This window comes from Candidatus Koribacter versatilis Ellin345, assembly GCF_000014005.1.
In the GTDB taxonomy this organism is placed as follows: domain Bacteria; phylum Acidobacteriota; class Terriglobia; order Terriglobales; family Acidobacteriaceae; genus Korobacter; species Korobacter versatilis_A.
The window spans coordinates 1,894,319-1,911,442 of the sequence record NC_008009.1; the positions used below are offsets into that span (position 1 = coordinate 1,894,319).

A 17,124-nucleotide genomic window follows, 5' to 3' on the forward strand; every position below is an offset into this window, starting at 1 on the left:
CGAGACGCGATTCTACCAAGGGTTTTGCCAATTCAAACCGGCTTATATTATCTTGCTTATACGAGTTAACGCGTATAAAAGCGTCTATCGTTCACTCGAAAACCCCGGAGGTCTTGCGTGTCCCCTTTGCGAACGCTCTGCGTCGTTCTCCTGCTCTCTTTTTCTGCGTTCGCACAGGTCTCTGCGAATCTCTCGGGCTTTGTCACCGATCCCAGCGGCGCCGCCGTGGCCGGCGCAGAAGTACGCGCCATCAACAATGAGACCGGTGCGGTTCGCGTCTCCGCGACCAATGCCTCAGGACGCTACGATATTGTCGCGTTGCCCGTTGGACAGTATGAAGTCCACGCGAGGAAGCAGGGCTTCGCCGAACAAGTGCGCACCGGCATCCTTCTCGTAGTCGGGCAGGATGCTACCGCCGACCTCAAACTCCGCATCGGCGACGTAAGCGAGCAGGTGAAGGTGAGCGCCGACGCCGAAATGGTCGGCGTTACCAACCAGGACATCTCTGGCCTGATCGGCGAAAAACAGATCAAAGCGCTTCCCCTGAACGGCCGCAGCTACGATTTGCTCGTTACGCTCAATCCCGGCATCGTTAACTTCACGTGGGAGAAAACGGGCGGCACCGGCGTTTCCAATTCCACGACCGGCAACAACTTTTCAGTCTCGGGGAATCGTCCGCAGCAAAATCTGTTCCTGATGAATGGCGTCGAGTTTTCGGGCGCGGCGGAAAACAACATGCAGCCCGGCGGCCCGAGCGGCAACGTGATCGGTGTGGAAGCCGTCCGCGAATTCAACGTTCTTCGCGACAACTACGGCGCGCAATACGGCAAGCGTCCCGGCGGACAGGTCGTCATCGTCACGCAGTCCGGCTCAAATCAGTGGCACGGCTCCGCCTATGAATACCTGCGCAATAACGTCTTCGACGCCCCCAACTACTTTGATCAGGGCGACGCTCCACCGTTCCAGCGCAATCAGTTCGGCGCGTCGTTAGGCGGTCCGCTCCGCCATGACCACACATTTTTCTTCCTGAACTTTGAAGGCGTAATCCAGAACTTGCATCAGACCTCCGCCGCGTTCGTACCCGGCCTCGACTCCCGCGCCGCCGCCGTTCCCAGCGTGCAGCCGTTGCTCAATCTCTGGCCTACGCCATCGGCGAGCGCTCCGGAATTCAACGGCATCGCGCAGGTCTTCAGTAGTCCTCTTCAAACCATCCGCGAATATTTCGGCAACGCGCGCGTAGACCACACCTTCTCTTCGCGTGATTCGCTCGCAGCGTCGTACGTCATCGACGACGGCCACGATCTCACCGCCACGGTTGCCAATCCTTTTAGCTCCGACATCCTCACGCTACGCGAGCAAGTGCTCAGCCTCAACGAGACGCACGTCTTTTCGCCGTCGCTCTTGAACGTCGCGCGTGTCGGCTTCACGCGCGCCGGATACTACTTCGCCGGTGAACCCACACCCGGAACCCCCGCCGCCGATGTCCCCGGCTTCCTCCTCGGACATCAGGTCGGCGCGGTTGTCGTCGGCGGCAGCGCCGCATCCAATCCGCAGGCGCAGGTCGGATTAGCCGGCAGCAACAACGGCAGCAATCTCAGCATTGCGCGCAACATCTTCACGTACGAAGACCAGCTCAGCCTCACCCGTGGCCGCCACCAGATCACCGTCGGCGCATGGTTCCAGCAGTTCCAGTCGAACGAGAACATCGCGCTCAGCCAGTACGGTCAGGCCACCTTCGCGAGCCTGACCACGTTCCTGCAAGGCACCATCGGCACCTTCTTGTACGATCCCGCGCCGAGCAACATGAACTGGCGTTCGCTCTTCGGCGCCGGGTACGCCGAAGATGTCTTCCGCGTCTCGCCGAAGTTCACGCTCACCCTCGGCTTCCGCGGCGAGTTCTCCACCGGATGGAACGAAGCTCACGGTCGCGCCGCGAACTACACTTACAACAACGGCATCATCTCCGATCAGCCGCGCATTGGCGATAGCGCCTTCACCGAAAACAATTACAAGTTCCTGGCACAACCGCGCGTCGGCGTCGCGTACAGCCCGTTTAGCGGCACGGTGTTCCGCGCCGCGTTCGGCATCTACAACGAACTCCAGGACGCCCTCGGCTACCGCATGGACCAGAACGCTCCGTTCAACCCGGTGTACAGCCTCGCGAACTATAAAGTCTCGAACCTGCCGCTCGATCCCACCGCCCCTGTGCCTGCCGCAGCGTTGCTAATTCCCGGTGGCACCCAGCCCGATCTCAAGGCTCCCACGCTGTTCTCCTGGACCTTCGGCATCGAGCAGGAACTCTCGCACAATACGTCGTTGAACCTGCGCTACGTGGGCTCGCACGGATACCACGAACTCGTCGGCGTTGACGCCAACGTGCCCTCGAATCCGATCATCTGCCCCGCCGATCCATGCCCCGCGGTCTATCCGGCGACTTTCCCGGTAGGCCTCGCGGGAACGCCGATTCCCGCCGGAAGCTACTACATCCCGAAAGGCACGCCGAAAGGGAATCCCACGATCAACAACACGTGGACGTGGTTCTCTGTCGGTACGAGCAGCTACAACGCGCTGCAACTCGACGTGAACCATCGCTACAGCAACGGCCTCTCTCTGCGCGGCGTGTACACATGGTCGAAGACGCTCGACGACGGTGACTCGCTCAACCAGACCACCGCCAACAACGCACCGGGGCTGGTGTCGAATCCGTATGACATCAAGGCCGACTGGGGACCTGCGACCTATGACGTGCGCAATCTCGGCGTAATCAGCGCCGTTTACGAATTGCCATTCGGACGCGGCAAGCGCTTCCTCGCGTCATCGAATTCGTTTGCCAACTGGACGGTCAGCGGATGGTCTGTGAACAGCATCGCCGTAATGCAGAGCGGCTTCCCATTCACGCCGCAACTCAGCTACAACCCATCGAACACCGGCGACACGCGCAATCCCGTGCGGCCCTTTGCGAACCCGAACTTCACCGGACAGATCGTCACCGGCAATCCAATCCAGTGGTTCAATCCCGCCGCATTTCTGGCACCTCCGGCGAACAGCGGCTTCTGGGGAAATCTCGGACGCAACACGCTTACCGGGCCGGGGCTCGGTACGTGGGACTTCTCCGCGATCAAAGATTCGAAAATCAACGAGCGGATGAGCCTGCAATTTCGCGCCGAAATCTTCAACCTGCTCAACCGCGCGAATTTCAATACGCCGAACTTGATCGTCTTTACGCCGACGGGCGTATCCGGAACCGCAGGCGCAATCAGCAGCACGTCCACCACCTCGCGCCAGGTACAGTTCGCCCTCAAACTGCTTTTCTAGGTTGTCATTTCCAAAGAAACAGGGAAGGTCCTGGGAAAACTTTCCACCGAAGCCGTGCCGACCGTACTATGTGCATAACGGGTACGCTCTCCGGTGTCCAATCCGGTTCCGTGATATAGAGAATCAGTGCGAACTTTCGAGAAAACGCGGACGGATTTCCTGGAAATCCTCGACAAACCAATTCGTTCGTTCGGGCTCAAGCTCGAAGGCTCTCCCGTCGAACATTTCGTCCAGCAGCTTTATCGCGAGCTGGAAAACAAGGGCCTGCACAAGTTCCGCCCAGCCTGCTATCTCAGTGATGAATGGGGATGCCCATCGGGCGAACCGATCATCGGGATTCCGTTCTACCTCGCCGACCCCAAGCTGGCGCAGCTTGAGGGCGAAATGAACGATCTCGAAGACGCCCGCGAGATCATGATGTACCTCCGCCACGAAGCCGGCCATGCGTTGAACTACGCTTACCGTCTCTATCAGTCCTCGGAATGGCGCGAACTCTTCGGTCCGTTTCGCCGTGCTTACCGCGACAACTATCGGCCAATCCCATTTTCCCGGAAGTTCGTTCGCCACATGGCCGGGTGGTACGCGCAAAAGCATCCGGATGAAGACTTCGCCGAAACCTTCGCGGTCTGGCTCACGCCGCGATCGAATTGGCGCACCCGCTACCAGGGTTGGGATGCCCTGAAAAAGCTTCAGTACGTCGACCGGTTGGCGCGAAAGATCGGCAAGGTCGATCCCGTCCGGCGTCGCGGCCACACTGACATCACCGCCGACGAGATGGAATCGACGGTCGGCGAGTTTTATCGGCTCAGTCTGCAGGAAGACATTCCGCTGCAGGAGCTCGCCGTAGACACCGACTTGGCAGACATCTTCAACGTCTCGCCCAAGCGGCAAAAGAATGTTCGACTCGCGTACGAGATGCTGGGCCAGCATCGTAAAGCGATCGTCGACAAGATCGCGTATTGGAGTGGCGTGCAGCGGCCCATCATCAAGCGCCTGGTCGAATCCATTTGCGAGCGGGTGGAGGAACTCGGTCTGCGCGTCGACGTCCGGCGCGAGTCCGATTACCTCACAGAGTTCACGGTCTATGCCACTGCGCTCGCTATGAATTACTTAACACGTGGGAAGTTCGTTCATCCGTAAGCGTGCCGGCACCCGCCGCTGCGCCCATTGGAGGTTGCATGAAGATCACGGTTCTGTACGAGGCGCCTGAAGAAGAGCAGGTAGAAGTGCAGGAAGAGCCTGCGCCGCGCAAGCGTAAGGGACAGAAGAAGCGCAAGAAGAAGGTGGAGAAGGAAGATCGCGAAGAAATTTTCGCGGCCCTGGAAAAGCTCGGCCACGAGCCGTCGTACCACATTCTCGACGGCCACCAGCAGTCCTTATTCGCTCTCGCCAAGTCCGGCACCGACCTCATCTTCAACCTCACCGAGTCCTATGACGGCGACGACACCAAGGAGATGCACGTCACCGCCTTCCTCGACCTCGTCAATATCCCTTACACCGGCACCGGACCGCACGGCCACATGCTGGCGCAGGACAAATCGCTGGCGAAAAAGATGTTCGCATTCCACGGCATCCAGTCACCCTATTTCGCCACCGCCTACCGCGGCATCGTTGACCACGCCCACGACGTCTCCTTCCCGTTAATCGTGAAGCCGACCTCGGAAGACGGATCGATCGGCATCGATGCCGCCGCCGTCGTCAGCAGTGTGAAGGAGCTGATGGAGCGCGTCGCCTACATCCAGGCCGAGTTCGATTCCCCGGCCCTCATCGAGGAGTACATCGAAGGCCGCGAGATCTATTCCGCCATCCTCGGCAGTTACGAGACGGCCAATGCGCTCCCGCTGGTCGAGCTCGATCTTTCCAAGCTTCCCAAAGGCATGCCCAAAATCGCCAGCCAGGACGTAAAGTTCGAGAAGGACACGGAAGCCTACAAGAAAACCAAATCGGCAGTCGCCGAGGACCTCGACGAAGAAACCGAAACCAAGCTAACCGCGACCGCGATCAAAGCCTACCGCGCCGTGAAGCTCCGCGACTACGGACGCATCGACATGCGCCTATCGACCAAGGGCGAGGTCTACGTGATCGAAGCAAACCCCAACCCATGGCTCTCCAGCGGACAGGAATTCGCCATGGCCGCCAAAAAATCCGGCCTCTCATACACGCAAATGATCGGCGAAATCGTAGACCACGCCATAGCCCGCTCCGGCAAATAAAAGCAGCTGCCGCCGATATCCCGCTCTGTATCAGGCCAGCGCTTCAGCGCCGCCGATATCCCGCTCTGTATCAGGCCAGCGCTTCAGCGCCGCCGATATCCCACTCTGTATCAGGCCAGCGCTTCAGCGCCGCCGATATCCCGCTCTGTATCAGGCCAGCGCTTCAGCGCCGCCGATATCCCACTCTGTATCAGGCCAGCGCTTCAGCGCTGCCGAACTGCCGCCCTGATATTTTCGGGGGCTTAAGCCCTGCCGCCTGTTCACGCAACTCTAAATTCAGCGCCGCCGATATCCCACTCTGTATCAGGCCAGCGCTTCAGCGCTGCCGAAAACCCGCTTTGTATCAGGGCAGCGCTTCAGCGCTGCCGAACTGCCGCCCCAATATTTTCGGGGGCTTTAGCCCCTGCCGCCTTCTGCCTCGCCAAAAATGTAAAACAATACGCAAACTCCTCTCCCTCGCGAACCAACCCATCATTCACGGGATTTTTCGCAATATACTCCCGATGCCGCAAATAACTCTCCCTGTCCTCCACCCGAACCTCTGAAAATCCCTTCTGCCAAACATCTCCGGGATACCCGAAATCCTTTTTGATCCGATACGAAAATCCGCCCTTGATAAATTGCACCGCCTTCTCGATCGAAGTCTCACCATCGACCGTCAGCAGAAGGTGCACATGATCAGGCATCACAACGAAGTCGTGGATCTCGAACTTCTGCTCTCGCGCGTAGTGCCGCAGTACCTCAATCAACAAACTTGCATTCCTCTCTGATTGCAGCAGTCGTTTCCCGCTCGCCGTTTTCGTAGTCACAAAAAACGTTCGCGCTCCACTCAAAATCGCATTCGCATCCGCATTTCTAGACGGCCTGGCCATTCGCAGGGGCTGAAGCCCCAAACCTTTCGAGTAGCTCTCTCCGGCAGCGCTGAAGCGCTGCCCTGATACAAACCGTCTCGCACCGCGACCATCTCGTAACATCCCCCGATCCGGTATTGCCCCTCTCCCCAGCTCAAAACGGGAAAACCTCGTATGCGCCGCCCGCCCCATGGTTCGAAGCAGGGCAGCGCAAAAGCGCCGATCTCCCGCTCCGTATCGCCGACATCCCGCTCCGCGCCGCCGACGTCCCGCTCCGCGCCAACATCCCGCTCTGTATCAGGGCAGCGCTTCAGCGCTGCCGAACTGCCGCCCCTGATATTTTCGGGGCTTCAGCCCCTGCCGCCCCGTCCCGCACACTCTAAATTTCGCGCCGCCGACATCTCGCTCTATATCGCCGACATCCCGCTCTATATCGCCGAAAAGCCGCTCTGTATCAGGGCAGCGCTTCAGCGCTGCCGAACTGCCGCCCCTGATATTTTCGGGGCTTCAGCCCCTGCCGCCCCGTTCACGCAAACCCTAAGTTTCGCGCCGCCGACATCTCGCTCTATATCGCCGAAAAGCCGCTCTGTATCAGGCCAGCGCTTCAGCGCTGCCGAGCTGCCGCCCCTGATATTTTCGGGGCTTCAGCCCCCTGCCGCCTTTTCACGCAAACTCTAATTTCGCGCCGCCGACATCCCGCTCTATAACGCCGACAACCGGCTCTGTATCAGGGCAGCGCTTCAGCGCTGCCGAACTGCCACCCCTGATATTTTCGGGGCTTCAACCCTGCCTCCTTTTCACGCAAACTCTAATTTCGCGCCGCCGACATCCCGCTCTATAACGCCAACATCCCGCTCTGTATCAGGGCAGCGCTTCAGCGCTGCCGAACTGCCGCCCCTGATATTTTCGGGGCTTTAGCCCCTGCCGCCCCGTTCACGCAAACTCTAAATTTCGCGCCGCCGATCTCTCGCTCCAATCCCCGAACCACTCTCAAAATTTCACCCCAAAACTCTAAAAAATCCCCGTGCCCACGCAATTTCCACCTTCCCCCACGCGTTTTTTTCGCCCTTTCCCCCCAATTTTCCGCCCCTAATCACACTCATTCGTGCTCCCAATCACATCCCGCCACGACCAAATCGTCTAACGTCTCTCTCGCACCACGATCTTTGAAATCCCCAACCCTCCGTGTCTCCGCGTCTCCGTGGAAGGTGTAACTCCTACGGGCAGAGGAATTTACCTATAACTCCTACGCCGAGAGGAATTTGCAGAGATTGCATAGCCTAAGCTGCTGAAAACACAAGAGGGTGGGGGAGGGGGGATACACCCATGAAGTTCCAGGAATGTCAGCACGTTTTATCCGACGGCGATACCTGCCGCGCACCACGCCTGCGCCATGAGCAGTTCTGCTATTTCCACGTCGCCACCCGCGATCGCGTTAAGCGCCAGCAGCGCGCCGCCGCTCGACGTCTCCCCCTTCAGGTCCCCGTCCTCGAAGATCCCTGGACCGTCCAACTCGCTCTCGGCGACATCGTTAATGCCATGCTCAACGATCGCATCGACCACAAAAAAGCCGCGCTCGCGCTCTATGCGCTGCAAACCGCTTCCGCCAACATGAAAAACCTCAGCAATCTCGGACGTCCCCAGTCCTACGCCGAGTACACTCCCGAACTCCAGGCCTCCATGCCCGAAGACGTGGTCGCGGAAACTGTCCGCGAAGAAGTTGCGTGCGAAGATGCGCCGATGACTTCTGCTCCCACCGTGATAACTCCGGAAGCGCGCCCCGAGATGCCGCACTGCGTCGAGTCCGCCCCGAGGAAACTGCGCAAACACAAAATTCCTCCCAAGAAACCCGTCGCATCCATCAAGCCGCCCCGCTACCGCACTCCGCTCGACCGCATCCGCGAGTTCGAAGTTGCCGCGAAAAAAGAGGAGATCTGGGCCGTCAAGCAATACACCAAGGCCTATAAGGAAGGACGTGCCGAACCGCTCCAGTGGGCCATCGACGAAGCCCTCGAGGCCCCCAGGAAACTCCAGGAAGATCGCGACTTCGTCGATACCGAAATGGCTGCGCTCCGGAATCGTATGAAGAACAACCGTCGCCGCGCCTGACGTCGGCACTGTTGCATTCTTCAGCAGCCCGATTGGGGTGAATCACGCTTCGACGTGACCCCCTTCCTTCAACTTCCGCGAGCATCGTCCGATGATGTGTCCAGCACGTTTAGCTCGTAGCAGCGGGAGTTGGCCATGTCGAAGATTTTGGTAGTGGGTTACGGGAACCCCTTGCGCGCGGACGATGGGCTCGGATGCCATGTCGCTCGCCAGATCGGGCACCATTTGCGCGGGGATGAACGGGTCGAGGTCGTCCCTTGCCACCAGTTGGCGCCGGAGATTGCCGAACAGATCGCTAAGGCGGAGTTCGTGATCTTTGTCGACGCCTCGACCCAGGGCGAGCCGGGGACGATTACGCAGTCCACCGTGCCGGCGGACAAGGAGTTCGCAGGGAAGCTTGCGGATCCGACAACGCCAGGAATGTTGCTGGCAGCAGCGCAGACGATGCATGGAGCGTGTCCGTCGGCAGTGATGTTCGCGATGACGGGGTGGTGCTTCGAGTTCGGCGAGCAAATGTCGTCGATTGTGAGTGAGCGCTTCGCGGCGCTGGTTCAGATGATCGAAAAGACAATCGCGGAGAACGAGGCCGCGATGGTATCGTAAGGCCCTCTTTACGGAGGCGTTGTGTACGAATTAAGCGTGGCGCAGGAGTTGTACACGGTGGCGCGGGCGCGCGCCGATGAGATGGAAGTGCGCGAGCTGGAGAGCGTGCGGGTGGCCGTCGGAGAACTCGCCGGGGTCACCCCCGACCTCCTCCGCTCAGCCTGGCGGTTTGTGACCGCGGAGAGCGCCGACGAGAACTCGCGCCTCGACATCGATCTGCGTAGCGGACGCCAGATCTGTCCGCAATGCGGGGCCCTGCCGGGGCCGGACGTGATCGCCTACCCGGCCCACTGCGAGCGCTGCAAGTGCCACATGCGGGTGGAGAGCGGAGACCGCGTGGAACTGCTGGAAATTCGGTTCCAGCAGGAGCTGGCGCTGGCGTAGGTCGTTATACGATATTGTTTACTTCTTGAGATTGTTCTTCCAGAAATTTCTCGCGCGTAGCTGTTCTTCCATGTAGCTGAGCGCGTCCCCTTGCACCCACGGACGCATTCGCGGCAGAACCTTCCCCTTCGAATAAGTCTTGCACTCAATCAAAGTCGGCCCCGCATCGTGGCGCGCGCGGAACATCGCCTCCTGCGCGACACGATAGACCGCCATCGCGTCGCTGCCATCCACGGTCATTCCCGCCAATCCAAGCCCGAGGATTTCGTGGGTCAGATCGGAAGGCGATCCGGTCTTGAGGCGAGCGAGATTATGCTGCACAACGACGACGAGCGGAAGTTTGTGCGTCGCCGCAAAGGTCAGCGTAGCCCGCGCATCCATGAGCGAATCAGCTTCCCCTGCGAACGCCAGCACCAGCCCAGGACGATGATGCAATGCACGCTCGAGTGCGTAGCCAGCGGCGACCGCGATATGCGCCGCAGCCGAGAGTTCGGGAGACTTGCGTTCAAGAGGCGCAAGGTCGAGCAGTTCCGGACGCGACTTCTTCGTGTACAAGGTCTTCGTGAGCGAGCGGGCATGCGCGATGGTCAGCGAGTCTTCCGGCAGCAGGCCCATGAGCGAGCCGACCAGCGTCGCTTCAAGGCCGCGATGCTCTGCACGGAGTTGCGCCAGCAGTGAGTACATGCGCCGCATCAGCACCGGGTTGCGCGACGGCGGAGTGTTGACGGCTTCGTGGGCTTGTTGGTGTTTGGGCTTTCGGGTCGGCATGAGAAGCGATGCTCGATTCTACCTGAGCAATAGGAAAGCCCGCACGCGGCGGGCTTTGGGTAAGAGCGAGCGTTGCTATTGCCGTGCTGACGGCTGCTCCGAGGTTGGAAGGACGGAGAGCGCAGTAGGCTCGTCGTCGGTGACTTGGGGCAGCGGCTTTTCCAGGGCCAGGCGAAGGACGTCGTCCATGTCCTCGACGAAGTGGAGCTTCATCTCGGTACGGATGTTCTCCGGGACTTCGGCGAGGTCCTTCTCGTTGTCCTTGGGCAGCAGCACCGTCTTGATGCCGGCGCGAAGGGCAGCCAACAGCTTCTCCTTCAGCCCACCGATGGGAAGCACCTTGCCGCGCAGCGTGATCTCGCCGGTCATGGCAATATCGCGCCGTACCGGGATCTTTGCCAGCGCACTCGACAACGCCGTGGCCATCGTTATCCCAGCCGACGGACCATCTTTCGGGATCGCCCCTTCCGGCACGTGAACGTGGATGTCGCTATTGCGGTAGAAGTCTCGCGGCAGGCCGAGCTTGTGGGCGCGGCTACGAACGTACGACATGGCGGCCTGCGCCGATTCCTGCATCACGTCGCCAAGCTTCCCGGTGAGGGTGAGCTTGCCCTTGCCCTCGACCACCGAGACTTCGGTGGTGAGGATCGAGCCACCGACTTCGGTCCAGGCCAAACCAGTGACGAGGCCAACCTCACTCTTCTCGTGCACGGCAGAGTCGCGATACCGGGCCACCCCCAGAAAGTCGCCAATGTTGTTAGCGGTGACGGTGACCTTGTAGGTCTTGTCCTTAACGAACTTGCGCGCGATCTTGCGGCAGACGTTTCCGATTTCGCGTTCGAGGTTGCGGACGCCCGCTTCGCGCGTGTAGTTGCGGATGATCATGCGCAGGGCGTCGAGCTCGAAGATGGCGTTCTCTTCGGTGACGCCGGCCTGTTCGCGCTGCTTCTTCAGTAGGTATTGGCGCCCGATCTCGACCTTCTCGTCTTCGGTGTAGCCGTGCAGGCGGATGATCTCCATGCGGTCCTGCAACGGAGCCGGGATGGTATGAAGAACGTTTGCAGTCGCAACGAAGAAGACTTGCGAGAGATCGTATTCGACGTCGAGGTAATGGTCGACGAACATGAAGTTCTGTTCGGGGTCGAGGACCTCGAGGAGCGCCGACGACGGGTCGCCGCGGAAGTCCATGGACATCTTGTCGACTTCGTCGAGCATGAAGACTGGGTTGCGGGTGCCGGCCTTCTTCATCATCTGGATGATCTGGCCGGGCAGGGCGCCGATGTAGGTGCGGCGATGACCGCGGATCTCGGCTTCATCACGCACGCCGCCGAGCGACATGCGAACGAACTTGCGGCCGGTGGCTTTCGCGATCGACATGCCGAGCGAAGTCTTGCCAACGCCCGGAGGTCCGACGAAGCAGAGGATGGATCCCTTGGGATTCTTTACCAACTGGCGGACGGCGAGGAATTCGAGGATGCGTTCTTTGACCTTCTCGAGGCCGTAGTGGTCGGTGTTGAGGACCTTTTCGGCATACTCGATGTCGCGAACTTCCTTGGACTTCTTCTTCCACGGTACGGCGAGGAGCCAATCGAGATAGTTGCGCGAGACGGTGCTCTCGGCGGACATGGGCGGCATTGCCTCGAGCTTCTTCAGCTCTTGCAGCGCCTTCTCGTGGACATCTTCCGGCATACCGGCGGTGTCGATCTTTTTCTTGAGTTCGTCGAACTCGCTCTTTTCGCCGCGGCCGAGTTCCTTCTGGATCGCCTTGATCTTTTCGTTGAGGTAATACTCTTTTTGTGCGCGTTCCATCTGGCGCTTTACGCGCGACTGTATGGTGCGGTCCATGTTGAGCTTTTCGATTTCAACGTCGAGGACATCGGCGATGCGGTTGAGGCGCTCGGCGGGGTCGAAGATTTCAAGGAGTTCCTGCTTCTCTTCAATCGAGAGCTGGAGATTGGCGGCGATGGTGTCGGTGAGTTTCGCCGGGTCTTCCATGCGGACGGCGGCGATCATCGTCTCGTAATTCAGCGACTGGCAGAGCTTTACGTATTGCTCGAAGAGCGATGTAACGCGCTGGACGGCCTGCTCGAGAGTGGGCGTCATCTCGGCGTTGTACTTCACGGTGCGGACGGTGGCTTCGAAGAAGCCGTCGGCGTCGGTGACCTGGAGGATCTTGGCGCGCTCGAGGCCTTCGACGAGGACCTTGATGTTGCCATCGGCGAGCTTGAGGCTCTGCACGATATTGACGATGGTGCCGACCTGATAGATTTCGTTGGCTTTAGGCTCATCCACACTGGCGTCGTGCTGGGTGGCGAGGAAGATGCGCTTGTCCCCGGCGAGGGCCTCTTCCAGTGCGCGTACGCTTGACTCTCGGCCGACCACGAACGGCGTCATCATGGAAGGGAAGATGACGACGTCCCGGATGGGCATCATCGGGAGTTTCTTGGTTTCAAATTTTTCGCGCTGAGTCATCGGAAGGGTCCCCCGTACTGAGGATTAGACACGCAGCCTTACCCCAGTGATTCAAGGATAACACGCGAAAATCGGGGGGCTGACCAGTACGAAAGGGAGAACGGGGTGGCGGAATGGTAACTGTGGAAAAGATTTCGTAGTGGGAATGAGTTGGTATTACAAAAGGGGAGAGCGAACGCTGCGGTGCGGGGATAGGGATCCTTCGACTTCGCAGCGCTTGGCGCTGCTTCGCTCAGGATGACAGAAAAAAACCAAACCCCAGCTTTCGCTGGGGTTTGTGGTGGAACGTTGAGAAAGTTTAGCTGGCTTGTTTCTCGATCAGGCTGATGGAGACGTCGCGTTTTTGGACCATTTCGGCAGTGACCTCGAATTCCTTGACGCGCTTTTGGCTTGGCAAGCTATACATCAAGTCGAGCATCAACTCTTCGAGGATCATGCGGAGACCGCGGGCGCCGACCTTTCGCTGCATGGCTTCGCGGGCGATGGCGCGGACGGCTTCGTCACTGAACTTCAGCTTTACGTTTTCAAATTCGAAGAGGCGCTGGTACTGCTTCACGATTGCGTTCTTGGGCTTGGTCAAGATTTCCACAAGCGCGTTTTCGTCGAGGTCGTTGAGGACTCCCATGACGGGGAGGCGTCCGACAAATTCGGGAATGAGACCGAACTTGATGAGGTCCTGCGGTTCGGATCTCTGGAGCATCTCGGAGTCGCGGTTGTTGGCGCTGGTGAAGTTCTTTTCTTTTTCCTCGTCGCGGAAGCCGAGGGCGCGCTTGCCGAGGCGACGGCCAACGATCTTCTCCAAGCCGACGAACGCGCCGCCGACGATGAAGAGAATGTTCGTCGTATCGACGGGTGTGAACTCCTGATGCGGGTGCTTACGACCGCCTTGAGGCGGAACGTTTGCGACGGTGCCTTCGAGAATCTTGAGCAGCGCTTGCTGCACGCCTTCACCGGAGACATCGCGGGTGATGGACGGGTTCTCGTCTTTGCGGCCGATCTTGTCGATTTCGTCGATGTAGATGATGCCGGTCTGGGCGCGGGCGACATCGCCGTCGGCAGCCTGGAGCAACTTGAGGATGATGTTCTCGACATCTTCGCCGACGTAGCCGGCTTCGGTGAGAGTTGTCGCGTCCACAATCGCGAAGGGAACATCGAGCATCTTGGCCAAGGTTTGGGCCAAAAGCGTTTTGCCGGTTCCGGTGGGACCGACTAAGAGGATGTTCGATTTCTGGAGTTCGACTTCGCCGCTACGCTGGCGATTCATGAAAACGCGCTTGTAGTGGTTGTAAACAGCGACGGAGAGCTTCTTCTTGGTCTGGTCCTGGCCGATGACGTATTCGTCGAGGAAGGTTTTGACTTCCAGCGGCTTGGGAAGATGGTTCGGAGCGGCCGACGGACTGGCTTCGGCGCGATCATCTTCGAGAATCGAATTGCAGACCGCGACACATTCGTCGCAGATGTAAGCCCGCGGATAATCGCTCGGCGAAGAGATTAGCTTCGCGACGGCATCCTGGGATTTATGGCAGAAAGAACAGCGAAGTACTTCTTCGTTACCAGTCCTGGTTCTCACAGCTCACTCCTTGAACCGCAGCGGGCTACAAGGCGCCTGTCTTTGCAGGCTGCGCTTACTTCTTCCGGTCTGGAGAGACTGGAAGGTAGCACGCTCCCCCCATGCGTTGTGTTCAAAGTTTACTCCGCCTTTCGGAAATTTTCCTAAGGCGGAGCCATTACTTTGGTGGGATCACTGCACGTAAGTAACAGCGAGCAATGCGTAGTCCCACCGGTCCTACTTGTGTTTGTAAATGATGTCGTCCACCAAGCCGTACTCTTTGGCTTGCTGGGCGTTCATGATGAAGTCGCGTTCTACGTCTTTTTCAACTTTCTCGAGACGCTGGTTGCAATGCTTCGCGAGGAGTTGGTTGGTGATCTCGCGCATGCGCAGGATCTCGCGGGCGTGGATGTCGATGTCCGTGGCCTGGCCGCTGAGTCCGCTCATGAGCGGTTGGTGGATCAAGATGCGCGAGGTGGGCAGGGCATAGCGTTTGCCGGGAGCTCCGGAGGCCAGCAGCGTGGCCCCCATGCTGGCGCATTGGCCGATACAGATGGTGGCGACATCCGGGCGAATGAATTGCATGGTGTCGTAGATGGCCATGCCGGCGGTGATGGAGCCGCCCGGAGAATTGATGTAGAGCGAAATGTCCTTCTCGGGATCTTCGGCCTCAAGGAACAGCATCTGGGCGATGATCAGGTTGGCGACGTTGTCGTCAATCGGAGTGCCGAGGAAGATGATGTTGTCCCGCAGCAGGCGGGAATAAATATCGTACGCGCGCTCGCCCCTGCTGGTTTGTTCGATCACCATGGGCACAAGCATGTTTGCCGCTCCTTGTGAGTCACCTGAGTCACACTCCTGCCGAAAACCTGGCGGGGCTAAGAGCTGCGATTCAGGAGAAAGCCGTCCGCCCTATGCGGAGCGGCTGTACAGTAAGTCGAGAGTTTTCTCGTTGCGAATTTGAGTCCGGATTCTATCCAGCGACCCATCCTGCGTCAAACGTGCGCGCACCTGCTCAGGCGACTGCTGCGACTGCCGGGCAAGGCCTGCGATCTGCCGGTCCAATTCCTCGTCGCTGACTTCGATTTTCTCGGCGTCGGCGATCTTTTCCAGGAGTAAAGATGCTTTCACTTCGCGAGTAGCTGCCTCGCGCTGGCCTTCACGGAGCTTGCCGAAGTCCATCTTCTTCATGTCTTCGGTGCGCATGCCCTGCTGGGCGAGTGCGCGAAGTCCGCGTTCGAGGCGAATTTCGATCTGGCTATTCACCATGGACTCGGGGACCGGGAAGTCGTTGAGTTTTACGAGGGCGTCCACCAGCTTGTCTTTACCTTCGTGCTCGGCGTGGTGCTTTTTCTCGTGTTCGGCGCCTTCGCGGATCTTGGCGCGAAGCTCGTCGGGCGTCTTGACGTCGGCACCCAACTCGGAGATGAAAGCTTCATCGAGCTCAGGGAAGATCTTCTTCTTCAGTGACTTCACCGAGACGTGGTATTCGACGCTCTTACCGGCAAGGCGCTGATCGCCGTAGTCGGCGGGGTAGACGACGTCGAAGGTTTTCTCATCGCCAGCCTTGGTGCCGCGGAGGTTTTCGGTGAACTCCTGCACGGTGTTGCTGCCGCCGAGCTCAACCATGATGGAAGGAACTTCCACGGGCTTGGCTTCCGGATCGGACTTGTCGCGGCCTTCGAAGCTGATCTGCACGAAGTCGCCATCTTCGGCGGCGCGGTCTTCGATCGGATCGTAGGTAGCGCGCTGTTCCTGAAGACTCTTGATCGTGTCTTCGATCTCGGCGTCGGTAACTTCGACCGGCGGGTGCTCGACCTTGATGTTCTCGTAGCCGGTGGTTGGGATCTCGGGGAGGATCTCGAACTCAGCAGTGAACTTCAGCGGCTCGCCATCATGGAGATGGAGGTCCGTGACCTGCGGCTGCGAGACAGGCTGGAGGTTCTGCTTGCCGGTCTCCTCGCGGAAGTAATGGGGGATGAGGGTGCGGACGATCTCTTCATTAATATCCTGCGCGAAGCGGGTGCGGATGACGCTGGGCGGAACCTTGCCCTTGCGGAAGCCGGGAACGCGCGCAAGCTTGGCGTACTGCTGAACGTGCTTGTTGCGTTCGGCGTCCACAACGTCGGAGGGAATCTCGACGGTCACGCTGCGGAGGAGGGGGTTCACGGGAACTGCAACTTCAGCAGTTGCGTTTACTTCAGGATTGCTAGCTTCGGTCGTCAACGGAATGCCTTCAAAAAGTTAAGTGTGAGTGCAGATAAAAGCGACGAAAGGACGGGATTCTGAACAGAAAGCCCGGTCGCAGAACCGCAACCTTTAAGTGTATGAGAGGCGGCGATAGCGGTCAAACGAGGCGAGCCACTCGAGCTGCTCTTCGGTCTCTGGACAATTGAGGCCGCGGGCCAAACTGACTCGGTCAATCGCGTCTTCCATGGGGATGCCGGCAATCATGAGCAAACCGACGGTGGCTATGCCGGAGCGCCCGATTCCGGCGAAACAGTGGGCGACGACGCGTTCGCCGGCTTTGAGGCGGGCTTCGACTTTGGTGAGAACGTCTACGACTTTTTGCATTTCGTCGGGCCTGGGGACGGAGTGGTCGCGAATGGGAAGGGAATAGAAGTTAATGTCGAGTTCGTTGCAGATTTCGCCTTCGTTGTCCCAGCCGGGACGTTCGCCGGGGGTGAGGAGCGAGAGGATCGTTGTGATGCCAATCTTCTGCCAACGTTCGAGGGCTCTTACGAGGCGTGGTTCGGGTGGTGGTGCAGGAGCGATGGCGAGAACACCGGACCAGGGACCTTCGATTGCAAAGAGTGGAGACAACATAATTGGGTTACTTCAACCAATATACTGATTTTCG

Annotated in this window: 12 protein-coding genes and 1 pseudogene; 6 read left to right on the forward strand and 7 right to left on the reverse strand. The window is 59.1% G+C overall.

The window, feature by feature from the left end; translation table 11 throughout:
- Positions 1-117: 117 nt before the first annotated feature.
- The 3 genes from ACID345_RS07965 to ACID345_RS07975 all read left to right on the forward strand — a co-directional run bounded on the left by ACID345_RS07965 (position 118) and on the right by ACID345_RS07975 (position 5,528).
- Entirely contained in the window at positions 118-3,315 is a 3,198-nt protein-coding gene (locus ACID345_RS07965; RefSeq protein ID WP_011522353.1) for a carboxypeptidase regulatory-like domain-containing protein, read from the forward strand.
- A 126-nt stretch (positions 3,316-3,441) separates the two neighbouring features.
- The gene (locus ACID345_RS07970) at positions 3,442-4,455 is read left to right on the forward strand and encodes a putative zinc-binding metallopeptidase (RefSeq protein WP_011522354.1); all 1,014 of its coding nucleotides are present in this window, start codon (positions 3,442-3,444) and stop codon (positions 4,453-4,455) included.
- 38 nt (positions 4,456-4,493) lie between these two features.
- Complete coding sequence (locus ACID345_RS07975; RefSeq protein WP_011522355.1) at positions 4,494-5,528, forward strand: D-alanine--D-alanine ligase family protein; 1,035 nt, start codon at positions 4,494-4,496, stop codon at positions 5,526-5,528.
- A gap of 356 nt (positions 5,529-5,884) precedes the next feature.
- On the opposite strand, the gene ACID345_RS07980 is transcribed toward ACID345_RS07975, so the two are convergent.
- On the reverse strand, positions 5,885-6,400 hold the full coding sequence (locus tag ACID345_RS07980) for an REP-associated tyrosine transposase (protein WP_041856438.1): 516 nt from the start codon (positions 6,398-6,400) through the stop codon (positions 5,885-5,887).
- Between the two features lie 1,305 nt (positions 6,401-7,705).
- Between ACID345_RS07980 and ACID345_RS07985 the strand changes: the two genes are divergently transcribed.
- The 3 genes from ACID345_RS07985 (at position 7,706) to ACID345_RS07995 (ending at position 9,475) form a co-directional block, all read left to right on the forward strand.
- On the forward strand, positions 7,706-8,488 hold the full coding sequence (locus tag ACID345_RS07985; protein WP_011522358.1) for a hypothetical protein: 783 nt from the start codon (positions 7,706-7,708) through the stop codon (positions 8,486-8,488).
- Positions 8,489-8,623: 135 nt separating this feature from the next.
- Positions 8,624-9,091, forward strand: coding sequence for a hydrogenase maturation protease (locus ACID345_RS25275; RefSeq protein WP_011522359.1), 468 nt, complete (start codon positions 8,624-8,626; stop codon positions 9,089-9,091).
- A 21-nt stretch (positions 9,092-9,112) separates the two neighbouring features.
- A complete protein-coding gene (locus tag ACID345_RS07995; protein ID WP_011522360.1) occupies positions 9,113-9,475 on the forward strand; it encodes a hydrogenase maturation nickel metallochaperone HypA in 363 nt (120 codons plus the stop codon).
- Positions 9,476-9,493: 18 nt separating this feature from the next.
- On the opposite strand, the gene ACID345_RS25280 is transcribed toward ACID345_RS07995, so the two are convergent.
- The 6 genes and pseudogenes from ACID345_RS25280 to ACID345_RS08025 form a co-directional block, all read right to left on the reverse strand.
- On the reverse strand, positions 9,494-10,243 hold the full coding sequence (locus ACID345_RS25280) for a thiamine pyrophosphate-dependent enzyme (protein ID WP_011522361.1): 750 nt from the start codon (positions 10,241-10,243) through the stop codon (positions 9,494-9,496).
- Between the two features lie 75 nt (positions 10,244-10,318).
- On the reverse strand, positions 10,319-12,715 hold the full coding sequence (gene lon / locus ACID345_RS08005; RefSeq protein ID WP_011522362.1) for an endopeptidase La: 2,397 nt from the start codon (positions 12,713-12,715) through the stop codon (positions 10,319-10,321).
- A gap of 298 nt (positions 12,716-13,013) precedes the next feature.
- Positions 13,014-14,285: an ATP-dependent Clp protease ATP-binding subunit ClpX gene (gene clpX / locus ACID345_RS08010; protein ID WP_011522363.1), complete on the reverse strand. Its 1,272-nt coding sequence runs from the start codon at positions 14,283-14,285 to the stop codon at positions 13,014-13,016.
- 216 nt (positions 14,286-14,501) lie between these two features.
- Positions 14,502-15,092, reverse strand: a pseudogene (gene clpP, locus ACID345_RS08015) (ATP-dependent Clp endopeptidase proteolytic subunit ClpP); the annotation flags it as partial.
- 84 nt (positions 15,093-15,176) lie between these two features.
- On the reverse strand, positions 15,177-16,490 hold the full coding sequence (tig, locus tag ACID345_RS08020; RefSeq protein WP_011522365.1) for a trigger factor: 1,314 nt from the start codon (positions 16,488-16,490) through the stop codon (positions 15,177-15,179).
- A 93-nt stretch (positions 16,491-16,583) separates the two neighbouring features.
- Positions 16,584-17,090 (reverse strand): protein-tyrosine phosphatase family protein, encoded by a 507-nt coding sequence (locus tag ACID345_RS08025; protein ID WP_011522366.1) that lies wholly within the window; start codon positions 17,088-17,090, stop codon positions 16,584-16,586.
- Between the last annotated feature and the right edge of the window lie 34 nt (positions 17,091-17,124).